At 72.8% G+C, this 26870-nt stretch carries 23 protein-coding genes; 11 read left to right on the plus strand and 12 right to left on the minus strand.

Features of this window, described 5'->3' with window-relative positions; genetic code table 11:
- The first annotated feature begins 2 nt into the window (after positions 1-2).
- Entirely contained in the window at positions 3-1079 is a 1077-nt protein-coding gene (locus tag ABD987_RS06645) for an acyl-CoA dehydrogenase family protein (RefSeq protein WP_345388080.1), read from the plus strand.
- Here the strand turns inward: ABD987_RS06645 and ABD987_RS06650 are convergent, their stop codons facing one another.
- From ABD987_RS06650 to ABD987_RS06670, 5 genes are all read right to left on the minus strand, one after another.
- Positions 1080-3785: a bifunctional acetate--CoA ligase family protein/GNAT family N-acetyltransferase gene (locus ABD987_RS06650; RefSeq protein WP_345388083.1), complete on the minus strand. Its 2706-nt coding sequence runs from the start codon at positions 3783-3785 to the stop codon at positions 1080-1082.
- 2 nt (positions 3786-3787) lie between these two features.
- Positions 3788-4960, minus strand: a complete 1173-nt coding sequence (locus ABD987_RS06655) for an acetoin utilization protein AcuC (protein ID WP_345388085.1) — start codon at positions 4958-4960, stop codon at positions 3788-3790.
- A 38-nt stretch (positions 4961-4998) separates the two neighbouring features.
- Complete coding sequence (locus ABD987_RS06660) at positions 4999-6300, minus strand: GGDEF domain-containing protein (RefSeq protein WP_345388290.1); 1302 nt, start codon at positions 6298-6300, stop codon at positions 4999-5001.
- Positions 6301-6856: 556 nt separating this feature from the next.
- Positions 6857-7348 carry a hypothetical protein gene (locus ABD987_RS06665; RefSeq protein WP_345388087.1) on the minus strand — a complete coding sequence of 164 codons (492 nt, stop codon included), beginning with the start codon at positions 7346-7348 and terminating at the stop codon, positions 6857-6859.
- A 30-nt stretch (positions 7349-7378) separates the two neighbouring features.
- Entirely contained in the window at positions 7379-8227 is an 849-nt protein-coding gene (locus ABD987_RS06670) for a sulfurtransferase (protein ID WP_345388089.1), read from the minus strand.
- Between the two features lie 138 nt (positions 8228-8365).
- On the opposite strand from ABD987_RS06670, the gene ABD987_RS06675 reads away from it, so the two are divergent.
- The 3 genes from ABD987_RS06675 to galE all read left to right on the plus strand — a co-directional run bounded on the left by ABD987_RS06675 (position 8366) and on the right by galE (position 11337).
- Positions 8366-9058, plus strand: coding sequence for an iron-dependent transcriptional repressor DtxR (locus ABD987_RS06675; protein ID WP_345388091.1), 693 nt, complete (start codon positions 8366-8368; stop codon positions 9056-9058).
- Positions 9055-10239, plus strand: a complete 1185-nt coding sequence (gene galK, locus ABD987_RS06680; protein ID WP_345388093.1) for a galactokinase — start codon at positions 9055-9057, stop codon at positions 10237-10239. The genes ABD987_RS06675 and galK overlap by 4 nt, the downstream gene beginning before the upstream one ends.
- Positions 10240-10344: 105 nt before the next feature.
- Positions 10345-11337 carry a UDP-glucose 4-epimerase GalE gene (gene galE / locus ABD987_RS06685; RefSeq protein WP_345388095.1) on the plus strand — a complete coding sequence of 331 codons (993 nt, stop codon included), beginning with the start codon at positions 10345-10347 and terminating at the stop codon, positions 11335-11337.
- Here galE and ABD987_RS06690 read toward each other — a convergent pair.
- Both ABD987_RS06690 and ABD987_RS06695 read right to left on the minus strand, forming a co-directional pair.
- Positions 11328-12389, minus strand: coding sequence for a DUF4192 domain-containing protein (locus tag ABD987_RS06690; RefSeq protein WP_345388097.1), 1062 nt, complete (start codon positions 12387-12389; stop codon positions 11328-11330). The genes galE and ABD987_RS06690 overlap by 10 nt on opposite strands.
- Before the next feature lie 193 nt (positions 12390-12582).
- Complete coding sequence (locus ABD987_RS06695) at positions 12583-13434, minus strand: M23 family metallopeptidase (protein ID WP_345388099.1); 852 nt, start codon at positions 13432-13434, stop codon at positions 12583-12585.
- Between the two features lie 90 nt (positions 13435-13524).
- On the opposite strand from ABD987_RS06695, the gene ABD987_RS06700 reads away from it, so the two are divergent.
- Positions 13525-14652 (plus strand): sensor histidine kinase, encoded by a 1128-nt coding sequence (locus tag ABD987_RS06700; protein ID WP_345388101.1) that lies wholly within the window; start codon positions 13525-13527, stop codon positions 14650-14652.
- Entirely contained in the window at positions 14649-15290 is a 642-nt protein-coding gene (locus ABD987_RS06705) for a response regulator (protein ID WP_345388292.1), read from the plus strand. The genes ABD987_RS06700 and ABD987_RS06705 overlap by 4 nt, the downstream gene beginning before the upstream one ends.
- Positions 15291-15294: 4 nt before the next feature.
- Here ABD987_RS06705 and ABD987_RS06710 read toward each other — a convergent pair whose 3' ends face one another.
- A complete protein-coding gene (locus ABD987_RS06710; protein ID WP_345388103.1) occupies positions 15295-16197 on the minus strand; it encodes a DMT family transporter in 903 nt (300 codons plus the stop codon).
- Between the two features lie 82 nt (positions 16198-16279).
- Here ABD987_RS06710 and ABD987_RS06715 point away from each other — a divergent pair, with 82 nt between their 5' ends.
- Entirely contained in the window at positions 16280-17173 is an 894-nt protein-coding gene (locus ABD987_RS06715; protein ID WP_345388105.1) for a LysR family transcriptional regulator, read from the plus strand.
- A gap of 49 nt (positions 17174-17222) precedes the next feature.
- Positions 17223-18023, plus strand: coding sequence for an alpha/beta fold hydrolase (locus ABD987_RS06720; protein WP_345388107.1), 801 nt, complete (start codon positions 17223-17225; stop codon positions 18021-18023).
- Positions 18024-18027: 4 nt separating this feature from the next.
- Here ABD987_RS06720 and ABD987_RS06725 read toward each other — a convergent pair whose 3' ends face one another.
- Positions 18028-19836 (minus strand): Xaa-Pro dipeptidyl-peptidase, encoded by a 1809-nt coding sequence (locus ABD987_RS06725; RefSeq protein ID WP_345388110.1) that lies wholly within the window; start codon positions 19834-19836, stop codon positions 18028-18030.
- A gap of 90 nt (positions 19837-19926) precedes the next feature.
- Between ABD987_RS06725 and ABD987_RS06730 the strand changes: the two genes are divergently transcribed.
- Entirely contained in the window at positions 19927-21468 is a 1542-nt protein-coding gene (locus tag ABD987_RS06730) for a mucoidy inhibitor MuiA family protein (RefSeq protein WP_345388112.1), read from the plus strand.
- Between the two features lie 12 nt (positions 21469-21480).
- On the opposite strand, the gene ABD987_RS06735 is transcribed toward ABD987_RS06730, so the two are convergent.
- The gene (locus tag ABD987_RS06735) at positions 21481-21912 is read right to left on the minus strand and encodes a CBS domain-containing protein (RefSeq protein WP_345388114.1); all 432 of its coding nucleotides are present in this window, start codon (positions 21910-21912) and stop codon (positions 21481-21483) included.
- 335 nt (positions 21913-22247) lie between these two features.
- On the opposite strand from ABD987_RS06735, the gene ABD987_RS06740 reads away from it, so the two are divergent.
- Entirely contained in the window at positions 22248-22826 is a 579-nt protein-coding gene (locus ABD987_RS06740) for a TIGR03086 family metal-binding protein (RefSeq protein WP_345388116.1), read from the plus strand.
- On the opposite strand, the gene ABD987_RS06745 is transcribed toward ABD987_RS06740, so the two are convergent.
- The gene (locus ABD987_RS06745) at positions 22819-23796 is read right to left on the minus strand and encodes a neutral zinc metallopeptidase (protein ID WP_345388118.1); all 978 of its coding nucleotides are present in this window, start codon (positions 23794-23796) and stop codon (positions 22819-22821) included. The two genes, ABD987_RS06740 and ABD987_RS06745, sit on opposite strands and share 8 nt — an antisense overlap.
- A 182-nt stretch (positions 23797-23978) precedes the next feature.
- Between ABD987_RS06745 and ABD987_RS06750 the strand changes: the two genes are divergently transcribed.
- Positions 23979-25991, plus strand: a complete 2013-nt coding sequence (locus ABD987_RS06750) for a prolyl oligopeptidase family serine peptidase (protein WP_345388120.1) — start codon at positions 23979-23981, stop codon at positions 25989-25991.
- Positions 25992-26262: 271 nt separating this feature from the next.
- Here ABD987_RS06750 and ABD987_RS06755 read toward each other — a convergent pair whose 3' ends face one another.
- Entirely contained in the window at positions 26263-26856 is a 594-nt protein-coding gene (locus tag ABD987_RS06755) for a TetR/AcrR family transcriptional regulator (RefSeq protein WP_345388122.1), read from the minus strand.
- Positions 26857-26870 lie beyond the last annotated feature (14 nt).

The raw sequence follows: 26870 nt of genomic DNA on the forward strand, positions 1-26870 counted from the left end.
CGATGGACTTCTCCCTTTCCGAAGCACAGCAGGCCCTGTCCGGCCTGACCCGCAGGCTGCTGGCCGACAAGGTCACCCCGGACACGCTGGGACCACACGGATCCGGCGGATTCGACGCTCCCCTGTGGACGGACCTGGCGAAGGCGGGCGTGCTGGACGCGGCCCTGCCCGGCTCGGTCGGCGGCGGCGGGTTCGGGCTGCCGGAACAGTGCTCGGTGCTCGCCGAGGTCGGCCGCGCCGTGGCGCCGGTGCCGTACCTGCCCTCGATCACGATGGCCGCGGCGGCGCTCGCCGAGTTCGGCACGCCCGAGCTGACCGAGCGCTGGGTGGTCCCGGTGCTGCGCGGCGTGGTGGTCCTCGCCGTGGCACTGCCCGACGCGGGCGCGCCGTGCGGGTTCACCGTGGAGTCCACAAAGGACGGACACCGGCTCACCGGCGCGCAGTCCGCGGTGCCGTTCGCGGCCTTCGCGCACGGCCTGCTGGTGGAGGCCGACACCGGCGGCGGACGCGGGGTGTTCGTGGTGGACCGGGAGGCGGACGGCGTCGCCGTCGCGGCACAGCGCACGGTCGACCACGCGGACGCCGGCCTGGTGGAGCTGACCGGCGCCCCGGCGGTGGCGCTCGGCGACGTCGGCGAGTGGCTGCGGCTGCGCGGGACCACCGGGCTGTGCGCGCAGCAGCTCGGCGTGGTGGAGCGCGCGCTGGAGCTGACCGCGGCGTATGCCAGGGAGCGCGAGCAGTTCGACCACGTCATCGGCGGCTTCCAGGCCGTGCGGCAGCGGCTCGCGGACGCCTATCTCGACGTCGAGGCGGTCCGGCTGACGCTGTGGCAGGCCGCCTGGCGTCTCACCGAGGGCCTGCCCGCGGCCGAGGAGGTCGCGACCGCGAAGTTCTGGGCCGCCGAAGCGGGCCACCGCGTCGCGCACACCGCGGTGCACATCCACGGCGGTGTCGGCATCGATGTCGATCACCCCGTGCACCGCTACTTCGCCGCCGCGAAACGCCTCGAGTTCACCTTCGGCGGCGCCACCGCCCACCTGCGGGCTCTCGGCACGTCGCTGGCCGAAACCCCCGCCTGATCAGTCGGTGGGGGTGATGGGGCGCAGGCGGCGCGGGCCGGTGTCCGGGCGGGTCGGCGGCGGGCCGAGGACCAGACGCGCGTTGGCGACGAAGGCGCCGTCGGGCGAGGCGAGGATCGGGTCGAGGGCGAGCGAGCGGACCTCGGGGTTGTCCTCGGCGAGGGCGGCCACACGCAGCACCATGTCCTGCAGCGCGGGCAGATCGGCCGGTTCGTCGCCGCGATACCCGGTGAGCAGCGGCGCGGTGCGCGGCTCGCGCAGCAGGGTGGCCGCGTCGACGTCGGTGACCGGGACCGCCCGGTAGGCCCGGTCCCCCAGCAGCGTGCTGACCAGCCCGGACAGCCCGAACGACACGAGCGAGCCGAACGACGGGTCGTCCTGCAGGCCGATCACGCAGGAGATCCCCTTGGGCGCCATCCGCTGCACGTAGACCTCGTCGTCGCCGGACACCGCGCAGAGGCCCTCGTACGCGGTGCGCACCGAGTCCTCCGAGGTCAGGTCGAGCCGTACCCCGGCGAGATCCGGACGGCCGCGCAGGCGTTCGTCGACGGCCTTCAGCGTCACCGGGTAGCCCAGCCCGGCGGCCGCCGCGACCGCGTCATCCACTGTGGACACCACGCGGAACGGGACCACCTCGATGCCGTAGCAGCCCAGCAACCGGACGACGTCGGTGTCCGACAGCAGCGTCGTCTTCCCGTCCTCGGCGGCGAGCAGCTCCCGCACCAGTGCCTGTGCCTGCTCGACGTGGATCCCGCCCGGCCGCACGAGTGTCCCCTGTGGACGCTGCCGCCACGCGGCGTACCGGATCACCCGTGCCAGCGCGTTCACCGCGCGTTCCGGGCTCGGGTAGCTCGGCACCGAACCACGCGTCGGCGTCCCGTCGTCCGACAGCACCGCCAGCTCGGCGGGAACGCCCTCGGCGGCGAGGAAGGTGGAGACGATCGGCTTGTCCCGCGCCATCTCCACGACCGCTTCGCGCAGCGCCCGCGCGTACGCGGTTCCCGGGATCGCCAGCGGTGGCACGAAAACCACGACGAGCGCGTCGGTGTCCGCGGAGTTCAGCGCCTCGCGCACCGCGGCGGCGAACTCCTCCGGGCTCGCCTGCGGGCCGACGTCGACCGGGTCGAACGCCAGCTTCAGCCCCTGCGACCGCGCGGTGTCGGCGGCGAGCAGGCCGATCGCGCTGGAGTTGCCGACGATGCCGACACGGGGGCCGGCGGGCAGCGGCTGGTGGGCGAACACGAGCGCGGTGTCGAACAGTTGCGCCAGCGACTCGACCCGCACCACCCCGGCCTGCTCGAACAGCGCCTGCACGCTCGACTCGTCGACCTCCGCCGAGGTCGCGGCCAGCTGCGGGCGCACCGCGTGCCGCCCGGACTTGACCGCGACGATCGGTTTCGTGCGCGCGAGGCGGCGGGCCAGCCGGGCGAACTTGCGAGGGTTGCCGAACGACTCCAGGTACAGCAGCACGAGATCGGTGTCGGGGTCGGTTTCCCAGTACTGCAACAGGTCGTTGCCCGAGACGTCGGCGCGGTTGCCCGCGGAGACGAAGGTGGACAGGCCGAGCCCGCGCGACTCGGCGTCGGCGAGGATCGCGGTGCCCAGCGCGCCGGACTGGCAGAAGAAGCCGGTGCGCCCGCGCGCGGGCAGCCGGGGCGCGAGGGTGGCGTTGAGCCGCACCGAGGACGCGGTGTTGAGCACGCCCAGCGCGTTCGGGCCGACCACGCGCATGCCGTGCGCCCGCGCCTCGCCGACCAGCCGCAGCTCGGCGTGCAGCCCGAGCGGCCCCGCCTCGGCGAACCCGCCGGACACGATCAGCAGTGTCTTGACACCCTTGGCGAGCGCACCATCCAAAACGGACTCGACGACCTCCGCCGGCACCGCGACGATGGCCAGGTCCACCGGATCCGGGACGTCGAGCACCGAGGAGTAGGCGCGCACGCCGCGGACAGACCGGTGCTCAGGGTTGACTGGGTAGACGGTGCCGGTGAAATCGGCGGAGAGCAGGTTGGTGAACGCGACGTGCCCGACCTTGGTGGGATCCGCGGACGCGCCGATGACCGCGACCGACCGGGGATGCAGCAGGTTGTGCACGCTGCGGGCCTCGGCGGCCTGCTCGCGCGAACGGGCGACGGCGAGGGACTCCTCGGTCGGGTCGATGTCGAACTCCAGGTGCAGCACGCCCTCCTCGATGGCGCGGCTCACCTGGTATCCGGCGTCGCGGAAGACACGGACCATCGCGGCGTTCTCGGCCAGCACCTCGGCGGTGAACCGGCGCAGCCCGCGCTCCGAGGCCGCCGCGGCGAGGTGCTCCAGCAGGATCGACCCCAGCCCGCGCCCCTGGTGCGCGTCGTCGACGACGAAGGCGACCTCGGCCGAGGGACCGCCGTCGAGCCGTTCGTAGCGGCCGACGGCGATGATGTCGTCGCCGAGCATCGCCACGAACGCGACCCGGTCGTGGTGATCCACCGTGGAGAACCGGACGAGATCGCGCGGCGGGATGCGCGGATAGGCGCCGAAGTACCGGAAGTACCTTGTGCGCTCGGAAAGCTTGCCGTGGAAGGCGACCAGCGCGTCCGCGTCGCTGGGCACGATGGGTCGCAGGTGGACGGTGCCGCCGTCGGACAGCACGACGTCGGCTTCCCAGTCACGCGGGTAGTCGTACGGGTCGCGTTCCTCGCGGGCTTCCTCCGGCTCGTCCGCCATGCTCAGTCCCTCGGGTCGTCCGGATCGAGGCCGTGCAGCGGGAAGACCGCGCGGCGGGTGTCCCGGATGGCGATGTCGACCGGGTCGTCCACTTCGTCCCCCCACGGTTTGAACGCCGTCTCCGCGCCGTCGGTCATCGCGACCGGGATCTCGGTGTCCGGCGCGGCGCGGCCGACGTCGGCCACCCATTCCGGCGGGAGCCGGGTGTCGGGTGCCACGTCGCGGTCGAGCACGGTCGCGATGAGATGCGTCCACGACCGCGGCACCACCCGCACCAGCTGGTAACCGCCCCCGCCGACGGCGAGCCAGCGCCCGCCCGCGTAGGTCCCGGCCAGCTCCCGCAGCGTCGCGTAAATCGCGCGGTGCCCGTCGACCGACAGCGACAGGTCCGCCAGGGGGTCCTCGTCGTGCGAGTCGACCCCGCACTGGGTGACCAGCAGCTGCGGTTCGAACTGGGCGAGCAGGGACGGCACGACGGCGTGGAAGGCACGCAGCCAGCTCGCGTCGCGGGTCCGCGGCGGCAGCGGGATGTTGACCGCGGTGCCCTCGGCGCCGTTCCGGCCGACCTCGGCGGAGTAGCCGGTGCCCGGCCACAGCGTGAACGGGTGCTGGTGCAGGGAAATCGTCAGCACCCGGGGATCGTCGTAGAACGCGGCCTGCACGCCGTCGCCGTGGTGGACGTCGGTGTCGACGTAGGCGATGCGGTCGAAGCCGTGGTCGAGCAGCCAGGAGATCGCGACCGAACAGTCGTTGTAGACGCAGAACCCGGAGGCGCGGTCGGCCATCGCGTGGTGCAGCCCGCCCGCGATGTTCACCGCGCGGGTGGCCTCGCCCTCGGCGATCTTGCGGGCGGCCAGCAGCGTCGAGCCGACCACGAGCGCGGAGGCGTCGTGCATGTCGCCGAACACCGGGTTGTCGTCCGTGCCGAGCCCGTGCCCGACGTCCCAGCCGACCAGCGGCGCCTGCCGGACCGCCGCCAGGTACTCCGGGACGTGCGCCCGCAGCAGTTCCTCGTCGCCTGCCGCGTCCGGGACGAGCAGCTCGACCCCGTCGAGCACGCCGAGTTCGGTGGCCAGGCGGATGGTGAGCAGGAGCCGGACGGGATTGAACGGGTGCTGCCCGCCGAGGTCGTACCCCAGCAGGGCGGAATCCCAGACGACGGCGGGCGGGCGCATGTCCGCACCTTAGTGCCCCGGCGCGCCGGTGGCAGGTCTCAGCCGACGTCGGCGATGCAGACGACCCGGTTCCGGCCGCCGCTCTTGGCGCTGTAGAGCGCCTTGTCGGCCGCCTGGAGCAGCCGGTCGAGCGCGGCGCCCGCGGCGGGGTAGGTGGCGACGCCGATCGAGGCCGACAGCCCGTCGATGACCTTGGCGCGGCTGCCGTCCGTGATCTCGACGCTGAGCCCGGCGACGGCTTCGCGGACGCGTTCGGCCACCGTGCGGACGTCGGTCTCACGGATGTCGGGCAGCAGCACCACGAACTCCTCGCCGCCGAAGCGGCCGACCGAGTCGTAGTCCCGGACCGCGCCCTTGATGGTGCCCGCCACGGCGCGGAGCACGGCGTCCCCGCCGAGGTGCCCGTACTGGTCGTTGATCCGCTTGAAGCGGTCGAGGTCGACCATGAGCACCCCGAAACTGGCCTGCGGCAGGCGTTGCGCACGGTGCAGTTCGCGGGTCGCGAGGCTGTGCCAGCCGGTGGTGTTGAACAGTCCCGTCTTCTCGTCGGTGGTGGCCGCGATCTCCAGCTGCTTGACGAGCACGGCGCGGTGCAGCACCAGCAGCGGCGGCACGATCATCACCGCGAGCGCGGGCAGCGTCGCGAGGGTGAGCGCGGTCAGCACGCCGAGGCACAGCGTGGCGACCTCGAGCAGGTTGTCCCCGAGGCCGCCGAACAGGGCGCGGAACGTCCGTTTCTTGACCGTGAGCCCGGGAACGGTGACCAGCGCGCCGACGGCGAAGTAGGCGGTCGTCACGATCGCGATCGCGACGACGCCGGACCAGCCCGCTTCGAGCGCGGCGTACATGCTCGGCACGCCGCTGACGGCGAGGACGGCCGCCGCGGCGTGACAGGTGACGACGACGAGCGCGGCGTTGAAGACCACACGGAACAGCGGTGCCCGGCGGATGCGGTAGAGACTGCGTGTGCCGAGGTGCAGGTACAGGACCACGACGAGCGCGGTGACCAGCGCGGGCGGCAGGAGCAGCACGCCGGCGAAGGTCCACACCGAGGTCATGTTGATGTGCGGGGTGTCCGAGACGAGACGGCGGACGCGTTCGATCCGGCGGCCCAACTCCGCCTGCAGGACCGCCAGCCCGGCGAGCACCCCGAGGATCACGAGGTCCCACGTGCGGGCGCCCCGGCCCGCCGCGGCGACCGTGACGGCGACCGCGACGAGGTCGACCAGCAGGCAGTAGGCGACGAGTCCCGGGCGCTGTCCCCAGAGCGCCCACCGGCGAGGTGACAGAACGTCACCGATGCGGGCGGCGGCTCGGTGTGCCGCCTCGGCCCCATCCATACTCACGGTGGTGCACCCTCCTGGGTGATCTACGAACCGTGTCCACCCAATCACGCCGGACGGCCCCGATCGATGGCCGTTACTCGATTGGAGCAGTGAAGGGAGGCGGTCGGCATGCGCAATCGCGAGACCTGAGCCCGCCCCGTTTTCCCGGTATCCGCTGGGTATCCGTGCTGTCACCGGAAAGGAGGCCGCCGTGCCGCGCAACCGCGAAACCTGAGCCGTCCCACGACCCGGGACTCCCCCGCCCGCGCGAAAGAGACCGCCAGGGAGGAGGCCGTCATGCGCAACCGCGAGACCTGATTCCCCGCGCTCCAGCCGATTCCACCGTTGGCACAAGGGAGGGAAACCGCCGTGCGAAACCGTGAAACCTGAGCCACCGCGAAACCCCGAGACCACGTTATCCGCTGCCGAAGGGCACGAAAGAACCGAAAGGACGTTGTCATGCGCAACCGCGAAACCTGATTCGTCCCCCAGCACGCGAAGGCGAGCCCGGCCCACCGGCCGTCCGGTGCGGCCGGGTCACGCCGCGATCGCGTACGCCCGCTTCCGGCGGTCAGCGCGGGGTGATGGTCATCGGCGACGGCCTCGGCCCGAATTTCACCTCCGACCAATAGATCGCCGTCATGCTGTGTACGCCCGCGTGGTCCCGGATGACGGCGAAGTCGCTCGTGTACTCCCGGCCGTCGTCGTGGGTACCGGCGAGCCGGAGCACCAACGTCGGCGTCGAGTCCGGCTCGTCCACCAGCTGTTCGCCGAGGACCCGCGGCGGCTCCCGTCCGACGGACAGATGGCCCCGCGCCGCGTCGTCGAGCAGATTCCGGCACATCGACTCGGCCGCGGCGACGGTCCGGCACAGGGTCCCGGTGTCCCCCGCCCTGGCCAGCCGGACGGTGGTGTCCAGCAGGTGCCGCGCCTCGGCCGAGCTGGGCGGTGTCTTCCGGGCGGCGGGCTGGTCCGCGCCGGGACCGCCGCAGGCGGCACACACCGCGGCCGCGAAACCGGCGACGCTCAGCAGCACACGTCTCGGACCGGTGCCGTCTCCCACTGTTCCCCCTCTTTTCGCCGTGCCCGGTGGTCAGCCCGGGAGATCGCCGGTGGCCGCCGGGCGTTCGGGATCGCGGGACCAGTGCGACCACGAGCCGGTGTACAGCGCGGCCGGTTCGGGGTGCCTCGCGACCTCCAGCGCCAGCACGATCGACGACGCCGTCACCCCCGAGCCGCAGTAGGCGCCGACCGGCGCGCCCGGCTCGAGGCCGAGTTCGGCGAACCGCGCGGCCAGCGCCTCGGGCGGCAGCCAGCGGCCGTCCAGGCGCAGGTGCCCGGAGAACGGGGCGTTCACCGCGCCAGGGACGTGCCCGGCGCGCGGGTCGATCGGCTCGGTCTCCCCGGCGTAGCGCTCGCGGGCGCGCGCGTCGAAGAGCACGCCGTCGCGCGCGAGCCGCGCGGCCTCGTCCGCGTCGAGAACCGGCATGCCGCCGGGCCGGACCTCGATGTCACCCTCCACGGGCCTCGGCACGTCCGTGCTCACCGGGCGCCGCTCGGTCAGCCAGGCCGCGTACCCGCCGTCGAGCACCGCCACCTCGGTGTGACCCGCCCAGCGCAGCAGCCACCACGCCCGCGCGGCGACCGAGCCGTCGGCGTCGTCGTATGCCACGACCGGGTGATTCGCGCGGACGCCCGCCGCGCGCAGCCCGCGCTGGAGCACGGCCGGATCGGGCAGCGGATGGCGGCCACCCTCCCCGGGTTCCCCGGCGAGGGTGGTGTCGAGGTCGACGAAGACCGCGCCGGGCAGGTGTCCCTCGCGATAGGACTCGGCACCGGGTGGGCCGGCCAGCCGCCAGCGCACGTCGAGGACAATGGGAGCGGCTTCGGCGGGCCCGGCGAGGAGGGCGGCGAGGTCCGCGGTGGAGATCAGAGGGCGCATCGGCCCATCCTCCCGTCACGGCCCCCGCCCGCGCGGCGCGGGCGGACTATCCGGGCGTCGCCGACCGTTATCCCCAGGCCCGCCGTCGTTGTCGGGCCCTACGACTACGATATGCAACTGCGGACGAAGGGGACCAGCGTGAACGAACTCATCGACACCACAGAGATGTACTTGCGTACGATCTACGAGCTCGAAGAAGAGGGTGTCGTCCCGCTGCGCGCCCGGATCGCCGAGCGGCTGCAGCAGAGCGGCCCGACGGTGAGCCAGACGGTGGCCAGGATGGAGCGCGACGGGCTGGTCGTCGTCGCCGACGACCGGCACCTGCAGCTCACCGACCACGGCCGCGAGCTGGCCATCGCCGTGATGCGCAAGCACCGGCTCGCCGAACGCCTCCTCGTCGACGTCATCGGTCTCGAGTGGGAGCACGTGCACAACGAGGCCTGCCGCTGGGAGCACGTGATGAGCGAGGCGGTGGAGCGCAAGCTGGTCAAGCTGCTCGACCATCCGACCACCTCGCCCTACGGCAACCCCATCCCCGGGCTGGACAAGCTCGGCGGCGGCGAACCCGCTCCCCCCGCCGAGTCGGACCTGGTGCGGCTCGACGAGTTCGCGCGGACCGGCGGCGGCGAGGTCGAGATCAAGCGCATCGCCGAGCACGTCCAGCTGGACGAGTCGCTGATGACCGAGCTCAAGTCCGTCGGGATCGTGCCCGGCCACAAGGTCAAGATCGGCAAGGCCAACGGCGGGGGCACCGTCGAGGTGACCGGGGCGGACATCACCGCCCAGGTGTCGAGCTCGGCGCTGCACGCGGTGCTGGCGCAGGCCAGGTGACCCCGGCGGAACAGGCCGCGGCGACGTTCCGCGCCGTCCACGGCACGGCACCGGCCGGCGTGTGGTCGGCCCCCGGCAGGGTGAACCTGATCGGGGAACACACCGACTACAACGACGGGTTCGTCCTGCCCTTCGCGCTGCCGCACCGGCTCGCCGCGGCGGCTTCCTCCCGCGAGGACGGAATCCTCACCGTGTCCACGCTCGGTGACGACGGCCAGCTCCAGCGCTCCGCACCGCTGGAGATCGCCTCGCTCGCGCCCGGCGCCGTCGAGGGGTGGGCCGCGTACCCGGCAGGCGTCGCGTGGGTGCTGCGCGAGCAGGGCTTCGGCCGGGGTGCCGATGTCGTGATCGCCGGTGACGTCCCCTCGGGTGCCGGACTGTCCTCCTCCCACGCGCTCGAATGCGCGGTGTCGCTGGCTTTGCTGGGCCTCACCGGGATCGAGCTCGACGCGCCCGCCGCCGGTGCGCCCGGCCGGTACGAGGTGGCCCGCTGGGTGCAGCGGGCCGAGAACGACTTCGTCGGCGCGCCCACCGGTCTGCTCGACCAGACCGCGTCGCTGTGCTGCACCGCCTCGAACGTGCTCTTCCTCGACGTCCGCTCCGGCGAGATGGAGCAGGTCCCGTTCGGGCTGGCCGAAGCCGGGGTGCGGGTGCTGATCATGGACACCAGGACGAAGCACTCGCACGCGGACGGGGGCTACGGGGAGCGCCGCCGCGGCACCGAACGGGCCGCGGAGCTGCTCGGGGTCAAGGCACTGCGCGACGTGACCCCGGCCGGGCTGCCCGGTGCGCTCGCCGCCCTCCCCGCCGAGCTGGCGCCGCTGGTGCGGCACGTGGTGACCGAGAACCAGCGGGTGCTCGACGTGGTGGCGTTGCTGCGCGCGGGCAGGCTCGCCGAGATCGGGCCGCACCTGGACGCCTCGCACACGAGCATGCGCGACGACTACCGGACCTCCACGCCCGAACTGGACCTCGCCGTCGACTCCGCCCGCGCCGCGGGCGCGCTCGGCGCCCGGATGACCGGTGGCGGTTTCGGGGGTTCGGCGATCGCGCTGGTGCCCGCCGCGGACGTGGACCGGATCGGCGCCGCCGTCGAAGACGCGTTCGCCGGAGCGGGCCGGCGCAAGCCGCGGCTGTTCACCGCGGTCCCTTCGCGCGGCGCGGGCCGCGACTCCTTCTAGCGCAACGGTCCCGGCCCGGAAACAACCCCCACCCGGCCCGGGGCGTCGTCTTGAGGAGAGACTGTGCCGCACAGTCAGCCAGCTCCTCGCCAGAAAGGTTCCAGCGTGACCGAGGACCACAGCAGCAGCCTGAAACTGATCGTGACGGGTGGCGCCGGGTATGTGGGCAGCGTGTGCGCCGCCCGGTTGATCGAGGCCGGTCACGAGGTCACCGTGGTCGACGACCTGTCGACCGGGCACAAGGACGCCGTGCACCCGGACGCCCGGTTCGTCGAGGGCGACGCCGCCGAGGTGGCCGCCGAGATCCTCGGCGAGGGCTTCGACGGTGTCCTGCACTTCGCCGCGAAGTCTCTGGTCGGCGAGTCGATGTCGGACCCGGCGAAGTACTGGGAAGGCAACGTCGTCACGTCGCTGCGCCTGCTGGAGGCGATGCACGCGCACGGTACGCCGCGGCTGGTGTTCTCCTCCACCGCCGCGACCTACGGCGAGCCGGAGTCCTCCCCCATCCCGGAGACCGCGCCGACGCGGCCGACCAACACCTACGGCGCGACCAAGCTCGCCATCGACGCCGCGATCACCGACTTCGCGCGGGCGCACGGCATCGCCGCGGTGAGCCTGCGGTACTTCAACGTCGCCGGCGCGTACGGCGCCTTCGGTGAGCGGCACGCCACCGAAACCCATCTCATCCCCCTCGTCCTCCAGGTCGCCACGGGCGACCGTGCGCGGATCCAGATCTACGGCGACGACTACCCGACACCGGACGGGACCGCGATCCGCGACTACATCCACGTGGTGGACCTCGCCGACGCGCACTCGCTCGCGCTGAAGCACGCCACCGCGGGCGAGCACCGGATCTACAACCTCGGCAGCGGCACCGGCTTCTCCGTGCGGGAGGTGGTCGAGGCCTGCCGTGCGGTGACCGGGCACGCCGTCCCGGCGGAGGTCGCGCCCCGGCGCGCGGGCGATCCCTCGGTGCTGGTGGCCGCCAGCGACCGCGCCCACGCGGAACTCGGCTGGCGGCCCGAGCGCACCGACCTGGCCGGGATCGTCGCCGACGCCTGGGAATTCACCCGCTCCCGCCACGCCGCTCACTCCTGACCGGCGACGCCCGGCGGCGGGTCGGAGAGGCCGAGATCGGCGACGCCGTCACACCGGGCCAGACCGGCGAGTGACTCCGGGGTGAAGCCGTGGTCGAGCGCTCCGGCGAGCAGCCGGGACAGCAGATGTCCCGGCTGCGCCGCGAGCGCGTTCGCCAGCGCCATGCCCGCGAACGCGCCGTCGGACCGCATGTAGGCCGCGTACCCCAGCAGGCAGGCGGCTTCGGCACGGTACGGGGCGGGCAGCTCACGCACCAGCGTGAGCCACAGTTCCTCGGCCTCCTTGGCGATCACCGTGTCCGCCGGTACCGCGGTGGCCAGGCAGGCGTCGCGGACCCGTTTGTCGGCCAGCGCGCACGCCAGCCGGACGGCCTGGTCGTCGGTGGGCGGCCCGGCCCCTCGGCGCTGCCGTTCCAGCGCCGCGCGCACCTCCGCGCCGCCCGAGGACACCGCCTCCGCCGGGGCCCAAGGCGGCGCGGGCAACGCGGCCAGCGCGGCGGCCCGCCGTTCGAGCGCCCCGGGGGAACGGGGTTCGAGCTGCCGCTCCATTTCGGCCCTGCTCTCGAAGGCGATCTGCCCGGCCTCCGTGGAGACCGCGGCGGCGACGGTACCGCGCGGGTCCGGGAGGACCCCGCCGCAGACGGTGTCCTGATAGCACGCCCACGGCGCCCCGGCGGCGATTCCCGGTGTCCACACCGCGTGCAGCATCGGCAGCCCGTGCCCGGCCAGCGCGCGGTCGAGGTGGTGGACGAACCCCGCGTGCGGCGGGCGGCCGCCACGCGGGGCCCTGCCGCCGATCACGGCCGCGGTGACCCCGGTGTGCGGGCTGGCGGCGAACCGCTCCGCCAGCGCCTCGGCCTGCCGCACCCGGTGTTTCCTGGCGGGCAGATCAGCGCGTAGCAGTAGTCCGATGACGCCGCCGGGTGGCCGGTGCCCGAGCAGCACCACGGAGTTCTCGGGGCGGAACCCGAGCAGGTAGGGGAACGCGGCGAGCAGCTGGGCCGGGTCCCGGAGATCGACCGGATCGGTGCCGGTCGTGGTGGATGTGGTCATGCCTCCACCTTGCGGCGGGGCGGGGCCCGCCGGGGCGGGCGCGGCGAATCTGTGGACCACTGGGTCCGTTGTGGACAAGCCTGCCCGGCGGGGGCACGGGCAGGCTTGTCCTGTCGGTGGGGCGCGCTATCCTGCGCGGCCCACCGGGTCGCGCGGCATGGTGTCCGCGCTCCCGATCACCAGCGGTTCCGGCTCAACCGCAGTGTTCGAAGGGGCTCTCGTAGGCACTGGCACCGACCGAACCGCCCCAGCGCACACAGGTCGCGCCCGCGGTCTTGGTGACCGGCCCGGCGTAGTAGGTGAAGCTGCCCTGGTCGGTCGTCCGCGCCGAGCCCTTGACTTCGAGGAACGCCGAAACCGGGCTCGCGGTGCCCAGTGACACGGCCTTGAGCGTGGTCACGCAGTTCGCCTTCGTCGAAGCGTTGTAGAGCAGGTACGCCGTCCCCGCTGTGCCCAGCTTCTGCGAGTCCACGACGGAGAACCCGGAGCCGCAGACCTGCTCGGCCGAATACGGGTTGCCACCGCAGTTGTTCTTGCTCGTAAAGTCTTTGTGTCCGTAGTAAGGCACCGCGACACCGTTGAGCACGGCCTTCTGCGTCACGCCGTTGAGGTTTTCTTCGAAGTGCAGATGCGGCCCGGTGACCCCGCCGGTCGCGCCCGCCTTGCCGATCTGCGTGCCGCCGGTGACCTTCTGGCCCACCGACACCTGCTGGGCGGACAGGTGCGCGTAGCGGGTGCGCCAGCCGCCGCCGTGGTCGAGCTCGATCCAGCGGCCGTAGCTGGTGCTGCCCTCGTTGGCCACCCGGGTCACCGTGCCCGAGGCCGAGGCGAGCACCGGCATCCCGGTGATGCCCGCCTTCTGGAAGTCGACCGAGTTGGCCGGGTTGTGACCGCTGAACGTCGCGGCGGTGACCGTGACACCGCACTTGAACGGGACCTGGAAGTTCGGCGCCGCCGACGCGGTCGCCTGACCGGCGAGGGTCAGGCCGAGCGCGGGCAGGACCGCGGCCGCGGCGAACACGGCGAGCCGTCGCAACCTGGACATGGGTACCTCCTCGTGCGGGTAAGCCGGACACCGCACAGCCAAGAGGACCGACGTACATTTTCCGTATATGCCGAAGACGGAAGGACGAGGATGACGACATCGCGGCCGGACCGCTCCTGGCTGCCGCCGATGCCGCACTGGGTGCGCTGGGGGCTCGTCGCCGTCGGGATGGTCACGGCGATGCCGACGGCGGGCCCGCTCGGCTGGGTGCTGATCGCGGTCACGCTGGTCCTGTCCGTGCCCGTGCTGTGGTATCCGCTGGACGAGGGCCCGCGCGGGCTGCTCCCGGTCGTGGTTCCCGCGATCGTGGCGACCTCGGCCGCCGTGTGGGTGTTCGCGCCGACCAGCTGGGCGTCGGCGTCGATGTACACCATGACGTTCATGGCGATGTTCCGGCTGCCACTGGCCGCCGGGATCACGAGCGCCGTGTTCGCACTGTCCGGGGTCACCTGGTGGATCCTCGTGCGGCAGCTCGACGTCAGCGACATGCTCTCGCTCTACGCGATCGTGGCCGTGGTCGTCCTGCTCGCGCTCAACCGGCGCAACCGGCTGGAGAAGCTGGAACAGGCCGAGCTCGCGCTGGCCCTCGCGCAGACCGCGAACGAAGAGCACGCCCGCTCCGCCGCGCTCGCCGAACGCGCCCGCATCGCCCGTGAACTGCACGACGTCCTGGCGCATTCCCTCGCCGGGCTGTCGCTGAACCTGCAGGGCGCCCGGCTGATGCTGGTGCGCGACGGGGCGAGCCCGGACGCCGTCGCGCAGATCGAACGCGCCCAGAAGCTGGCCACCGAGGGGCTCACCGAGGCCCGCAAGGCCGTCGCCGCGCTCCGGGAGGACGCCGTCCCGGTGGAACGCGCGGTGGCCGATCTGCTGGCCGCGTACCGGATGGACACCGGCGCCCGCGCCGATCTCGCCGTCGAAGGCGAGCCGAGGGAACTGGCCGCGCCGGTCGGCACGGCGCTGGTCCGCGCGGTCCAGGAGGCGCTGGCCAACACGCGCAAGCACGCGCCGAACGCGGACGTCGAGGTGACGCTGAGCTTCACCGCCGGACAGGTCGAGCTGACCGTGGCCGACCGTCAGGGCAGGCGCCCGCCGGAGGCGCCCACGGCAGGCTACGGTTTGCGGGGAATGGGTGAACGGGTCGCGTTGCTGGACGGGCGGCTCGAGAGCGGGCCGGTGGAGGACGGATGGCGGACACACCTGACGGTGCCGGGGTGAACCTGCGAGTGGTGCTCGCCGACGACCAGGCCGTGGTGCGGGAGGGTCTGGTCACGCTGCTCGGCCTGCTGCCCGGCGTCGAGGTAACCGGGTCCGCCGCCGACGGGCTCGCCGCGCTGGAGCTCGTCGCCGAGCACCAGCCGGACGTGCTGCTGGTCGATCTGCGGATGCCGCGCTGCGACGGCGTGGAGACCACCGAACGGGTCCGCGCCGAGCACCCGGGCACCGAGGTCGTCGTGCTCACCACCTACGCCGACGACGAATCCCTGCTGGCCGCGCTGAAGGCGGGCGCGCGGGGCTTCCTCACCAAGGACGCCGACGCCGAGGCGATCGCCCGCGCGCTGCACGCCGCCGCGGCCGGACAGTCCACTGTGGACGCCGAGTTACAGCGCCGCCTGGTGGCGGCCGCGACCAGGAGCACGCCCGCGCGGGTCAAGGAGGTCGAGGGCCTGACCGCGCGCGAGATCGAGGTGCTGCGGCTGATCGCGGCCGGGCTGTCCAACACCGAGATCGCGCGGACGCTGGTGGTCAGCGAGGCCACCGTGAAGACCCACGTGAACCACCTGTTCACCAAGGCGGGGCTGCGGGACAGGGCGCAGGCCGTCGCCTTCGCCTATCGCGCGGGCATCGCCGACTGAGTACTCAGCGCCGGCGAGACAGGGCGACACCCGCCAGGCAGAGCGCGCCGCCGACGAGCCCGTAGGCCGTCGGGAGCTCGGCGAGCAGCAGCCACGACAACAGCACCGACACGGCCGGAACGGCGTAGCTCACCGCGGACAGCCGGCCGGCGTTCATCCGGCGCAGCGCGTAGGCCCACGCGGTGAAACCGACGGCCGTCGGGAACACCCCCAGGTAGACGGCGCCGAGCACCGTGGAGGTGGACGCCACCCGCAGCTCGTCCACCAGCTGAGGGGCCCAGGGCAGCAGGACCACGGTGGCGACGACGCAGCCGAGCCAGATCGCGGTGAGCCCGTCGACGTGGCGCAGCGTGACCTTCTGGACCATGACGCCCGCGGCGTAGAGCACGGCGGCCAGCAGGCAGAGCAGCACGCCCGCCCAGTCGCGCTGCGCGGTGGCCCCGGCCGCGATGATCGCGGTTCCGCCCAGCGCGACGAGCGAACCGACGATGAGGGATCGGGAGAAGCCTTCGCCGAGAAACCTTCCGGCGGTCACGGCGACGAGCAGTGGCGCGAGGTTCACCAGCAACGCCGCCGTCCCGGCGTCGACGTGCCGCTCCCCCGCGTTGAGGACGACGGTGTAGCCGGCGAGCCACAACACGGCGTACACCGCGATCAGCAGGAAAGCCTTGCGGGACAGGCGGACGCGGACCGTCCGGCGGGCCAGCACGAGCACGGTCAGCGTGACGGCCGCGACGCCGAGCCTGAGCAGCGCCAGCGGCGCGGGGGACAACGCGTGCCCGACACCGCGGATGGCGACGAACGCCGAGGCCCACAGCACGACCGCGAGCCCGGCGGCGGCCGCGATCCGGACGGTGTCCTTCCGGCCGGTCCTGGCGGGCTGGGCGGTTTCAACCAGATCAGTCACCCCCGCATCGTCACCCCCACCTTCCGTACAGCACAAGCGACTAATTCTGTACTTCCGTTAAGCAGCACTGTACATTCGCGTCATGCTGGACCTTCCCCGGCTCCGTGTCCTGCGGGCGGTGATCGCGACGGGTTCGATCCGCGCGAGCGCCGCCGCACTCGGCTACACCCCGTCGGCGGTGAGCCAGCAGCTCGCCGCGCTGCAACGGGAGACCGGCCTGCGGCTGTTCGAACGATCCGGCCGCGGCATCGAGCCGACCGCGGCGGGCCGGACGCTGGCTGCCGAGTCCGGCGCGGTGTTCGAGGCGTTCAGCCGGGTCGAACGGGTGGTGAGTGATCTGCGCGCCGGCCGGATCGGCAGCCTGTCGATCGGCTATTTCGGCTCGGCGGGCACGGTGTGGCTGGCCCCGACCGTCGCCGCGCTGCGTGCCGAGTTCCCGGATCTCCGGCTGGACCTGCTGCTCACCGAGTTCACGCGGGGTGACCCGGACGTCGACATCTTCGTGGAGGAGCACGACGTCGAGCGCGCCGGACCGGTCACCGTGCGCAGGCTCGCCGAGGACCCCTACCTCGCCGTCGTCCGTGCCGACGATCCGCTCGCCGGGGCGGCGGAGGTGCCGCTGGCGGCGCTGGCCGAGCGGCACTGGGTGGACAACGACCTGCGCGAAGGGCCGTGCCGCCAGGTGCTCCTCAACGCCTGCGCGCAGGCCGGGTTCTCGCCGGGGTTCGTGGTGGAAACTCACGACTACGGGACCGCGATGTCCTTCGTGGCTACGGGAATCGGGCTGACCGTGGTGCCATCGCTCGGCATCGGCGAGCTGCCGGACGGCCTGACCACCGTCGCGCTGGTGTCCCCCACCCCGGTCCGGCACCTCGCTCTCGCGGTGAAGAAGTCGATCGCGCGGCACCCCGCGGCCCGGCGCGCCGTCGAACTGCTGGAGGACCTGGTGTGCGCGGACCGCTCCCTGACCGGCTGATCACCCACCTCCGTGCCGCCCGCCCGGCGGCACCCGGGAGGATCTGTCCATGCACACCGCCACCTCTCGCGACGGCACGAAGATCGCCTACGACCGGACCGGGGACGGACCGGCGCTGGTCCTGGTCGCCGGCGCGTTCGGCTACCGGAAGTTCCCCGGGCTGGTGGAGCTGGCCGGGCTGCTCGCCGAACGGTTCACGGTCTACAACTACGACCGCCGTGGCCGGGGCGACTCCGGCGACACCGCGCCGTACTCCCCCGAACGCGAGATCGAGGATCTCCAGGCGGTCATCGACGCGGCGGGCGGATCGGCCGGTGTCTGGGGCCTGTCCTCCGGCGCCGTCCTCGCGCTCAAGGCCGCCGCGCACGGCGCCGGGATCACGAAGCTCGCGCTGTACGAGCCGCCGTTCGTCACCGACGCCTCGGGAAAGGTCCCGCCCGCGGACTTCACCGAGCACCTGCGGACGCTGATCGGCGACGACCGGCGCGCCGAGGCGGTCAGGTACTTCATGACCAGGGGTATGGGCGCGCCGTGGTTCGTCCTCCCGATCATGCGCGCCATGGGCCAGGTGTGGCGGCGGCTGCTCGGCCTCGCGCACACCCTGCCCTACGACGCCGAACTCCTCGACGGGCTCAACACGGGCAAGCCGTTGCGGGCCGGGGACTGGGCTCCGGTGACGTCGCCGGTGCTCGTGCTGGACGGCGCCAAGAGCCCGGCGCCGCTGCGGAAGGCGGCCAAGGACCTCGCCGCCGTGCTGCCCGGCGCGAAGCACCAGACGTTGCAGAGCCGGAAGAACACCGTGCCGATGACCGTCCTGGCCCCGGTGCTGATCGACTACTTCGCCGGATAGCGCGTCAGAAGGCCGAACGCAGCGCGGCCTTCCCGCCGGTCACCGGCAACGTCACCGAGGTGCGGGTCAGGTCGAGCGCCAGGCCCGCGCCCGGCTTCGGCCGCAGCGTGAAGTCGTGATCGCTCGACGCGAGCAGGAACTCCAGCCGGTGCCCCGCGGCGAGGACGTAGTCCTTCGGCATCAGCTCGACACCGATCCGGTAGGTCTGCCCCGGCGTGATCGGTTCGGTCCGCGCCGGGTCGTGCCGGTTCTGCGGATCGGCCCAGCCCCGGCTGATCACGTGCGAGGAGCCGTCGGGCGCCCGGTCGAGCAGGACCACGGTGACGTTCGCGGCGGGCCGGTCGAACGAGAGCGCCAGATCCGCCTTCGCGGTTCCCGAAAGCCGTAGAGGCTGTTTCGACGGCGATGTCGCGTAAAGCAGCCTGTTCCCGGACGAGGGCGCCCCGGCGAGCTGCTCGACGGTCTTGCTCGCGTCGTCGGCGAGGCGCTCGACGTTTCCGCTGCCGGGCACCGGGTTCCGCAGATCCAGGGTGCCCTTCGCGCCACCGCCCGGCCACGGGTACGCCTTCACGTCGGCGGTGTCCGGCGCGGGCCAGTCGGGCTCGTCGACCCACGACTTGTCCTCCCGCTGGATCGTCGCCTTCGGCTCGTGCTGGATCCCGTTGTCGACTCCGTAGAGGTAGTGCGACATCCACTTGTTCAACGTCGTGAGCCAGACGTCGCGGCGCAGGCTGATCGGGTCCGCGTGCGCGGCCTGGTGCAGCCAGATCTTGTGTTCGACCCCGTGCTGCCGCAGCGCGGCGTACCACTGCGCGACCTGGTCGGTCTTGACGTTCCAGTCGTTCAGGCCGTGCACCGCGAGCACCGAGGCCCGCACCTTCCCGACGTCGTTGCGGTAGTTGCGGACGTCCCAGAAGCGGCTGTAGTCGCCGGTCACCCGGTCCTGGTCCGCGGTGAGCCCGTCGAGCACCGGGCGGCAGATGGTCCGGTCCGCGCGGGAGTAGACGTACCCGGCGAGCACGTCGGCGTCCTCGCCCTGGTAGCCGCCCGCGGCGACGACCGCGCCCGCGTTGCGGTAGTACTCGTACCAGTTGGAGATCGCGGCGATGGGCACGATCGTCTCCAGCCCCTCGACGCCGGTGCTGGCCACCGCGTTGGGCAGGGTCCCATTGTAGGACACGCCCATCATGCCGGTCCTGCCGGTGCTCCACGCCGCGCCGACCGCCTTGCCGCCCGCGTCGCGCGCGGCGGCGCGGCCGTTGAGCCAGTCGATCACCGAGCGCGCGCCGACCGTCTCGTTGACGTCGCCGGTCGTCGGGCAGCCGGTCGACTGCCCGGTGCCCAGCGACTCCCCGTACACCACGGCGAATCCCCGCGAGGTGAAGTAGTCCTGGTACGCCCAGCGGATCGGCGAGGCGTACGGGCCGACACCGCGCGACGCCGTGCGCGACGCCTCCGGGCCCTGACCGCGGCCGGGGACGTACAGCTCGACGTCGACGTCGTGGTTGGGGATGTCGTTGCCGCCCGCGTAGTACGGGCTCGCCTGGTAGACGACCGGGACCTTCATGCCCTGCGTCGTCGCGCGCGGGCGCACGACCTGCGCGTGCACGAGATCGTCCTTGCCGTCGTGGTCGCTGTCCACCGGCGCGGTGACCCAGACGTCCTCGCGGACGACATCGGCCGGGTCGAACACCGGCTGCGCCTGGCCGTCGGAGAAGACCGGCCCCGGCGGGGCGTCGGCCAGCGCCGCCGACGGCACGAGCGGAAGGGCGAGCACGGCGGCGAACAGGACGGCGAACCGGGCGGATCTCACGAGGCCCCCAAGCCGGGAGGAGAACGGACGACGACCGTTCCGAGATTTCCGTTCCGCCCGATCCGGTGTCAAGAGACTAACGTCGGGGCCATGCCTCCCCTTTCCGCGCCGATCACCGCCGTCACCGTCTATCCGCAGCAGGCCAGGATCACCCGCCGGGGCCGCGTCGACGTCGCCGACGGGCCCCGCGCCGTCTTCGCCGGGCTGCCGGTGACGCTGACCGCCGACTCGGTCCGGGTCACCGGGTCCGGCCCCGCCCGCATCGTCGGCGTCGACGTGCGCACCGAACGCCACACCGAACCCGCCGACGCCGCCCTGCGCGAGCTGGCCGAGCGGCGGCGGGCCGCCCAGGACGCGGTCGCCGCCGCCGAGGACGAGGTGACCGCGGCGACGGTGCGGATCGAGCTGCTCACCGGCCTGGCGCGGCGCAGCGGGGGCAGCTTCGCGAAGGCGCTGGCCTCCGGCGACGCCGAACCGGGCCGCGTCGCCGAGGTCACCGGCGCGCTCGGCACGCAGCTTTCCGAGGCGTTCGGGGAAAAACGCGCCCGCGCCGCGCGGCTCGACCGGCTCCGCGAGGAGCTCGCCGCGCTCGACCGGCGGATCGGGGAGCACACCACGGAGTCCGAAAAGGACAGTACGAGCGTCGTCGTCGAGCTGGAACCGACGGCGGAGAGCGGTGAAGCGGAGCTGGAACTGTCCTATGTGGTCCACGGGGCGAGCTGGGAACCGGGATACGACATCCGGGTCGGCGAGTCCGGGGTCGCGGTGGCCTCGTTCGGCCTGGTGTCCCAGCACACCGGGGAGGACTGGCCGGAGTGCGCGCTCGCGCTCTCCACCGCCCGGCCCGCGACCGCCGTGGCCGTCCCGGAGCCGCGGCCCTGGTTCCTCGACCGGGCCAGGGAGGTCCGCCCGCTCGCCGCGTACGGCGGAGCGGCCCCCGCCGCGCCCGGCGGCTTCGAGATGAACGCGGCGAGCGCGCGGATGCCCCACCCGGTCGCCGAAGCCGAACAGGGCACTACGGCGATGACCTACCGCGTCACGCGGCCGGTCGAGATCCCGTCCGGCGCCCAGGAACACCGGACGGCGCTGGCCCGACTGGAGTTCCCCGCCGAGCTGGGATACGTCACGGCGCCGGTGCTCGCGCTGGAGGCGTCCCTGCGCGCCACCGTGGTCAACACCTCCGAGCACACCCTGCGCGCGGGCCGGGCGTCGGTCTTCCACGGCACCGAGTTCGTCGGCAGCACGCACGTCGAGGTGTGGGCTCCGGGCGAGGAACTCGAACTCGCCCTCGGTGTCGACGACCGGATCCGCGTCGAGCGCGAACTCGTCCGCCGCACCGCAGGGAAGGCCACGCTGTCCGGGCAGCGGCGGCGCGAGGCCGAATACCGCACCACGATCACGAACCACGGCCCCGCCGAGGCGGCGATCACGGTGCTCGACCAGGCGCCCGTCTCCCGGGACGACGCCATCACCGTGCGGGACGTGCGGACCACGCCCGACCCCGCCGAGACCACCCAGCTCGGCGAGTTCACCTGGCGGCTCCGGATCGCGCCCGGCGCGTCGAGCGTGCTCACCCTCGGCTATCGGGTCGACGTCGCGAAGGGCGTCGAGATCACCGGCTGGCGGGAGTAGCGGCGGGAGCCGCTAGCCCTGGGAGATGTAGGCCTGGAGTTGTTCCTGCGACTTCTCCAGCTCCTCCATCCGGTTCTTCACCACGTCGCCGATGCTGACGATGCCGGCGAGCCTGCCGCCCTCCAGTACCGGGACGTGCCGGATCCGGTGCTCGGTCATCAGCACGCTGAGACTCTCCACCGAGTCCTCCGGGCCGCAACTGGCGACCAGCCTGGTCATGATGTCGCCGACCGGGCCGCCGAGCAGCGCCGGCCCGGTGTCGTGCAGCCGCCGTACCACGTCCCGCTCGGACACGATGCCCGCGATCAGGCCGTCGGGCCCGATCACCACCATCGCGCCGACGTTGTGCTCGGCCAGTCCGGCCAGCAGTGCGGTCACAGTGGTCTCCGGCGTGACCGTCGCGACCGTGGTCCCCTTACTGCGCAGCAGATCCGCGATCCTCATGACGAATCCCTCCGGTCCGGTGAGGTGGATCACACCAGGTTAGGGCCGGATGGCTCGCGCCGAAAGTCCTGCGAATCCGGGAGAACCGTGCTAACGGGACGGCTCGCCGAGGCATCCGGCCGACCTTCGCTACCGCTCCGAATGCCCTCCGCGCAGGCGCCGTCACCCAGCGCGTCCGGTTGCCGACAGCCCTCCCCTCGCTCGACGCGGGCTCCCGCACGATCACCGCCGATGTGCTGTCGCGGCCCCGCGTCGATCTCGATCATCACGTCGTCATTCGTCGCTTCGCACGGTATCGCCCACCACCGACGGTTTCGGTGGCTAACGTCGTCCTCGTGCACACGCGTGAACTCGACCGCCGCTCCCTGCTCATCCTCGACGAACTGGTCGCCACCGCGACACCGGCCGATCTCGACCTGCCGACCCCGTGCGCGGGCTGGACGCTCGCGGACCTGCTCCGGCACCAGGTCGGCGAGAACAACGGTTTCGCGATCGCGGTCCGGCACGGCTCCGCGCCGGACTGGGACGGCGATCTCGGCGACCACGCCTACCGCGCGTACGCCGCTTCCGTCGACGCCTACCTGGCCGCCTTCGCCGACGACGCCGTCCTCGACCGGACGCTCACGATCGGCGGACTCGGCGACTACCCCGGGCACATCGCGGCCAGGATGCACCTCATCGACACCGTCGTCCACGGCTGGGACCTCGCGAAGACACTCGGCCGTCCCTACGAACCACTGCCCGAAGCGGTGCGCGACGCGCTGGAGTTCGCCGAGCGGATCCCCGCGGATCCCGAAGTCCGGCGGCAGCGGGGGACCTTCGCTCCGGTCGTCGAACTCGCCGGGGACGTCCCGGAGTTCGACCGGCTCCTCGGGCTCCTCGGCCGCTCACCCGGGTGGGAACGTCCTAACTGACGTCGGCGGCGGGAGCGGACCAGGTGTTGCAGGCGGCGGTCGTGCGGTTCTCGAACCCGGCCTTCGCCCAGGCCAGCTGGTGCTTGCGGGACCCGTGCGTATCGCTGTCCTGCGCGCGGCCGTAGTCGGCGACGGCGGCGTTCGCCATCGACACGGTGACCGATTCCCGGCCCGCGACCGCGGCCAGGAACAACGCCCCGAAACAGTTCGCCTGCAGCTCGATCCGCCGCACCTGTTCCTTGTCGGCCGCGGTTTCCTGGCGCGGCGAGGACATCCTGGCCGCGGCCGCGGCCAGGATCCCGCTCTGCCGTTGGATGTGGTGGCCGTACTCGTGGGCGATCGTGGCGATGTGCCTGGCGCGGTTGAGGTTCGCGTCGGCGAGCATCCATTCGGTGGGCGCGTAGATGGTGGTGTCGCCGCCGCAGTAGTACGCGACGGCCTCGTTCTTCGACGGCGCGTCACCGCAGGCACTGTGCGTGGGCAGGTTCAGCGACAGGATCACGGTGGCCGCCGGCTCCCCGGCCTTGTCCAGCGCGGGCTGCCAGGACTGGTCGAGGCAGGCCAGCAGCGCGCGGTAGAACGCCTCAAGCTGGGCGGGCGCGCGGCCGATGTCGGGCAGGGTGCACGGCACCGCGCCCAGCGTGACCCCGGCGGCGAGCAAGGTGTTGTCCGCCAGGCGCGGCACGGCCCGGCCGCCCGTACCGGGGCTCAGCGCGGCCCGGGTCCCCTCGGCGCCCGGCGCCGCGACGGCGCGTCCCGCGATCCGGTGCGGGCTCGCCGCGGCGATCACCGCGACGGTGATCACGAGCAGCGCGATCGCGACGACCGCGCCGGAGAACGCGCGGCGGCGGCCGTCTCGCGACGGGGGCCGCCCCGCCTCGGGCGGCCAGTACGGGGGCGGCCCGGCGGGCGGGATCAGCGGCGGACGGTCCGTCGCGGGCAGGACGGACGGTCTGTCGGCATCGGTCACGTTCTCCCCTGGCTCCCCTCGGCGGCGGCGCGGGAGCCCCGCGCACACGCTTCCCCCCTCCGGCCACGGTGCGTCACACGGAGCGGATTCCAGCATACGGACATCGGCCGGTGACCGGCTCACGAAATTAATACACCCACCCGGCGGCGGTCAGGACAGGATCCTACGGAGAGACTGTGGACATGAGTGTGGAAGATCAGTACCTCTGGTTGGAGGACGTGACCAGCGACGAAGCGCTGGACTGGGTACGCGCCCGCAACGGCGAAACGCTCGCCGAGCTGACCGCCGGCGCCCGTTTCGCGGCGATACGGGACGAAATCCGTGAGGTGCTGGACGCCGACGACCGCATCCCGTACATCCGCCGCCGCGGCGCCCACTTCTACAACTTCTGGCAGGACGCGGCCCATCCACGCGGGCTGTGGCGGCGCACCACGCTGGACGAGTACCGGCGAGGGGAACCGGACTGGGAGATCCTGCTCGACGTCGACGCGCTGGCCGAGGCCGAAGGCGAGAACTGGGTCTGGCAGGGCGCGGTCGTCCTGCGCCCGGACTATCGACTGGGGCTGGTCGAGCTGTCGCGCGGCGGTGCCGACGCGACCGTCGTCCGCGAATTCGATCTCGACGCGCGCGCGTTCGTCGAAAACGGCTTCACCGTGGCGGAAGCCAAGACCCGGATAGGCTGGATCGACGAGGACCGCGTCTATCTCGGCACCGATTTCGGGCCGGACTCGCTGACCACCTCGGGTTATCCGCGGCTGGCGAAGGAATGGCGGCGCGGCACCCCGCTGGAGGAGGCCGAGACGGTCTTCGAGGGCAAGCCGGACGACGTCTCGGTGTCTGCCTACCACGACCCGACCCCCGGCTACGAACGCGACTTCGTCTACCGATCGCTGGACTTCTACCGTTCCGAACGGCATCTGCGGACCCCCGGCGGGCTGGTCAAGGTGGACGTCCCGGACGACGCCCGCACGTCGGTGCACCGCGAATGGATGCTGGTCCAGCCCCGCTCGGCCTGGACCGTCGGGGACCAGGAGTACCCCGCGGGCTCGCTGCTGGCCATCGGGTTCGACGAGTTCATGGCGGGCGGCCGCGCCTTCACCGTGCTGTTCCGGCCCGATCCGCACACCTCGCTGGACTACTGGGCCTGGACACGCCACCACCTGCTGCTCGCCGTCCTGAAGGACGTCCGGACCGAGCTGCGCACGCTCACCCCCGGCGACGGCGCCTGGGCGGAGGAGCCACTGGCGGGCGCGCCGGATCTCGGCACCGCGGAGATCATCGACACCGAGCCCGACCTCAACGACGAGTACCTGCTGGACTCCAGCGGCTACACGCAGCCGTCGACACTGAGCTACGGCCAGGTCGGCGGCGAGGTCGAGGTGCTCCGCCGGGCACCGGAGCGCTTCGACGCCACGGGCATGACGGTGGCGCAGCACTTCGCGACCTCGCTCGACGGGACGCGGATCCCGTACTTCGTGGTGCGCCCCTCCGGCGCCGAGGACGGACCGGCGCTGCTCACCGGGTACGGCGGTTTCGAGGTGTCCCTGACCCCGGGCTACAGCGGCGTGATCGGCCGCGGCTGGCTCGCGCGCGGTGGCACCTACGTGGTCGCGAACATCCGCGGCGGCGGCGAATACGGTCCCGACTGGCACACGAGCGCGATCAAGGCCGAGCGGCACCGGGTGTACGAGGACTTCGCGGCGGTCGCGGCGGACCTCGCCGGACGCGGCATCACCACCCCGGAACGGCTCGGCATCCAGGGCGGCAGCAACGGCGGGCTGCTCATGGGGGTCATGCTGACCCGCTACCCCGAGCTGTTCGGCGCCATCGTCAGCCAGGTGCCGCTGCTGGACATGCGGCGCTACCACCGGCTGCTGGCCGGCGCGTCGTGGATGGCGGAGTACGGCGACCCCGACGACCCGGCGGAGTGGGAGTTCATCGGGAAGTACTCGCCGTACCAGAACATCCACAGTGGACGAACCTATCCGCCGTCGCTGTTCGTGACCTCGACCAGGGACGACCGGGTACATCCCGGGCACGCGCGCAAGATGGTCGCGCGGATGCGGGAGCAGGGGCACGACGTCCGCTACCACGAGAACATCGAGGGCGGCCACGGCGCGGCGGCCGACAACGAACAGCTGGCCTTCAAGTGGGCGCTGGTGCTGGAGTTCCTGTGGGAGCGGCTCGGCGGCTGATCACCAGGCGTGCCATCGCGCGCGGTGGCGGTGCCGGGCGGGCACCGGCCCGGATCCGGCCGCCGCCGTGGACCTGAGCACGACTGATCCCCACCCGTACCGGGACGGGCTCCGGTACGCGGGCGGGACGTGGTGCGCGGTGCGGGACATGGCGGCCCCCCGGTGACACCGCGGGGCGTTTCCCCGCGGAGCTCCCCGAAGCCCGCCGCTCCCGTCCGGTCGCCCGAAGTGACCTCCACGCGGCGGAGTATCCGACACCGGCCGGGTGCTGTCACCCGGGTTTCCCGGCGCCGAACACCCGCAGGACGGCGCGGTGGAGTTCGGCGAGCGCGGCGTCGGCGGTCGCCCGCCCGGCGGTGACCCGCTCCCCCGCCGCGTGGCCGAGCGCCACAGTGGCGGCGAGGAGCCAGTCCGGCGAGGGCTCCGGGTCGAATTCGCCGCTCGCCTGGCCACGCCGCACCAGGCCGGACAGCCGCGCGAGCACCGGCTCGTGCCGGGCGCGGTCGGTCTCGGCATCGACCGGGGGCAACGCCCGGAGCAGCGGGTAGCGCTCGAAACCCCGCCAGCTCACGTCGAGGAAGCGCAGCAGCGCGCCGGTGGCCGGGCCCTCGTCGAGCCGGGCCGCGTCGAGCACGGCCACGGTCTCCTCGGTGATCCGGTCGACCACGGCACGCAGCAGCGCGTCCCGCGACGGGTAGTGCGCGTAGACCGTCTGCCTGCTGACCCCGGCCGCCGCCGCGACGTCTTCCAGGCCGGCGTCCGGGCGCCGGGCGAACACGGTCATGGCGGCGGCGAGGATCGCGGCCGCGCTGCGTTCGGCGTCGGCGCGCCTGCGGCGGCCGGGGGGCGGGGTTTTCTCGGACATCCTTGTCAAGGATA

The sequence above is a fragment of the Amycolatopsis samaneae genome (assembly GCF_039541975.1).
In the GTDB taxonomy this organism is placed as follows: Bacteria; Actinomycetota; Actinomycetes; order Mycobacteriales; family Pseudonocardiaceae; genus Amycolatopsis; species Amycolatopsis samaneae.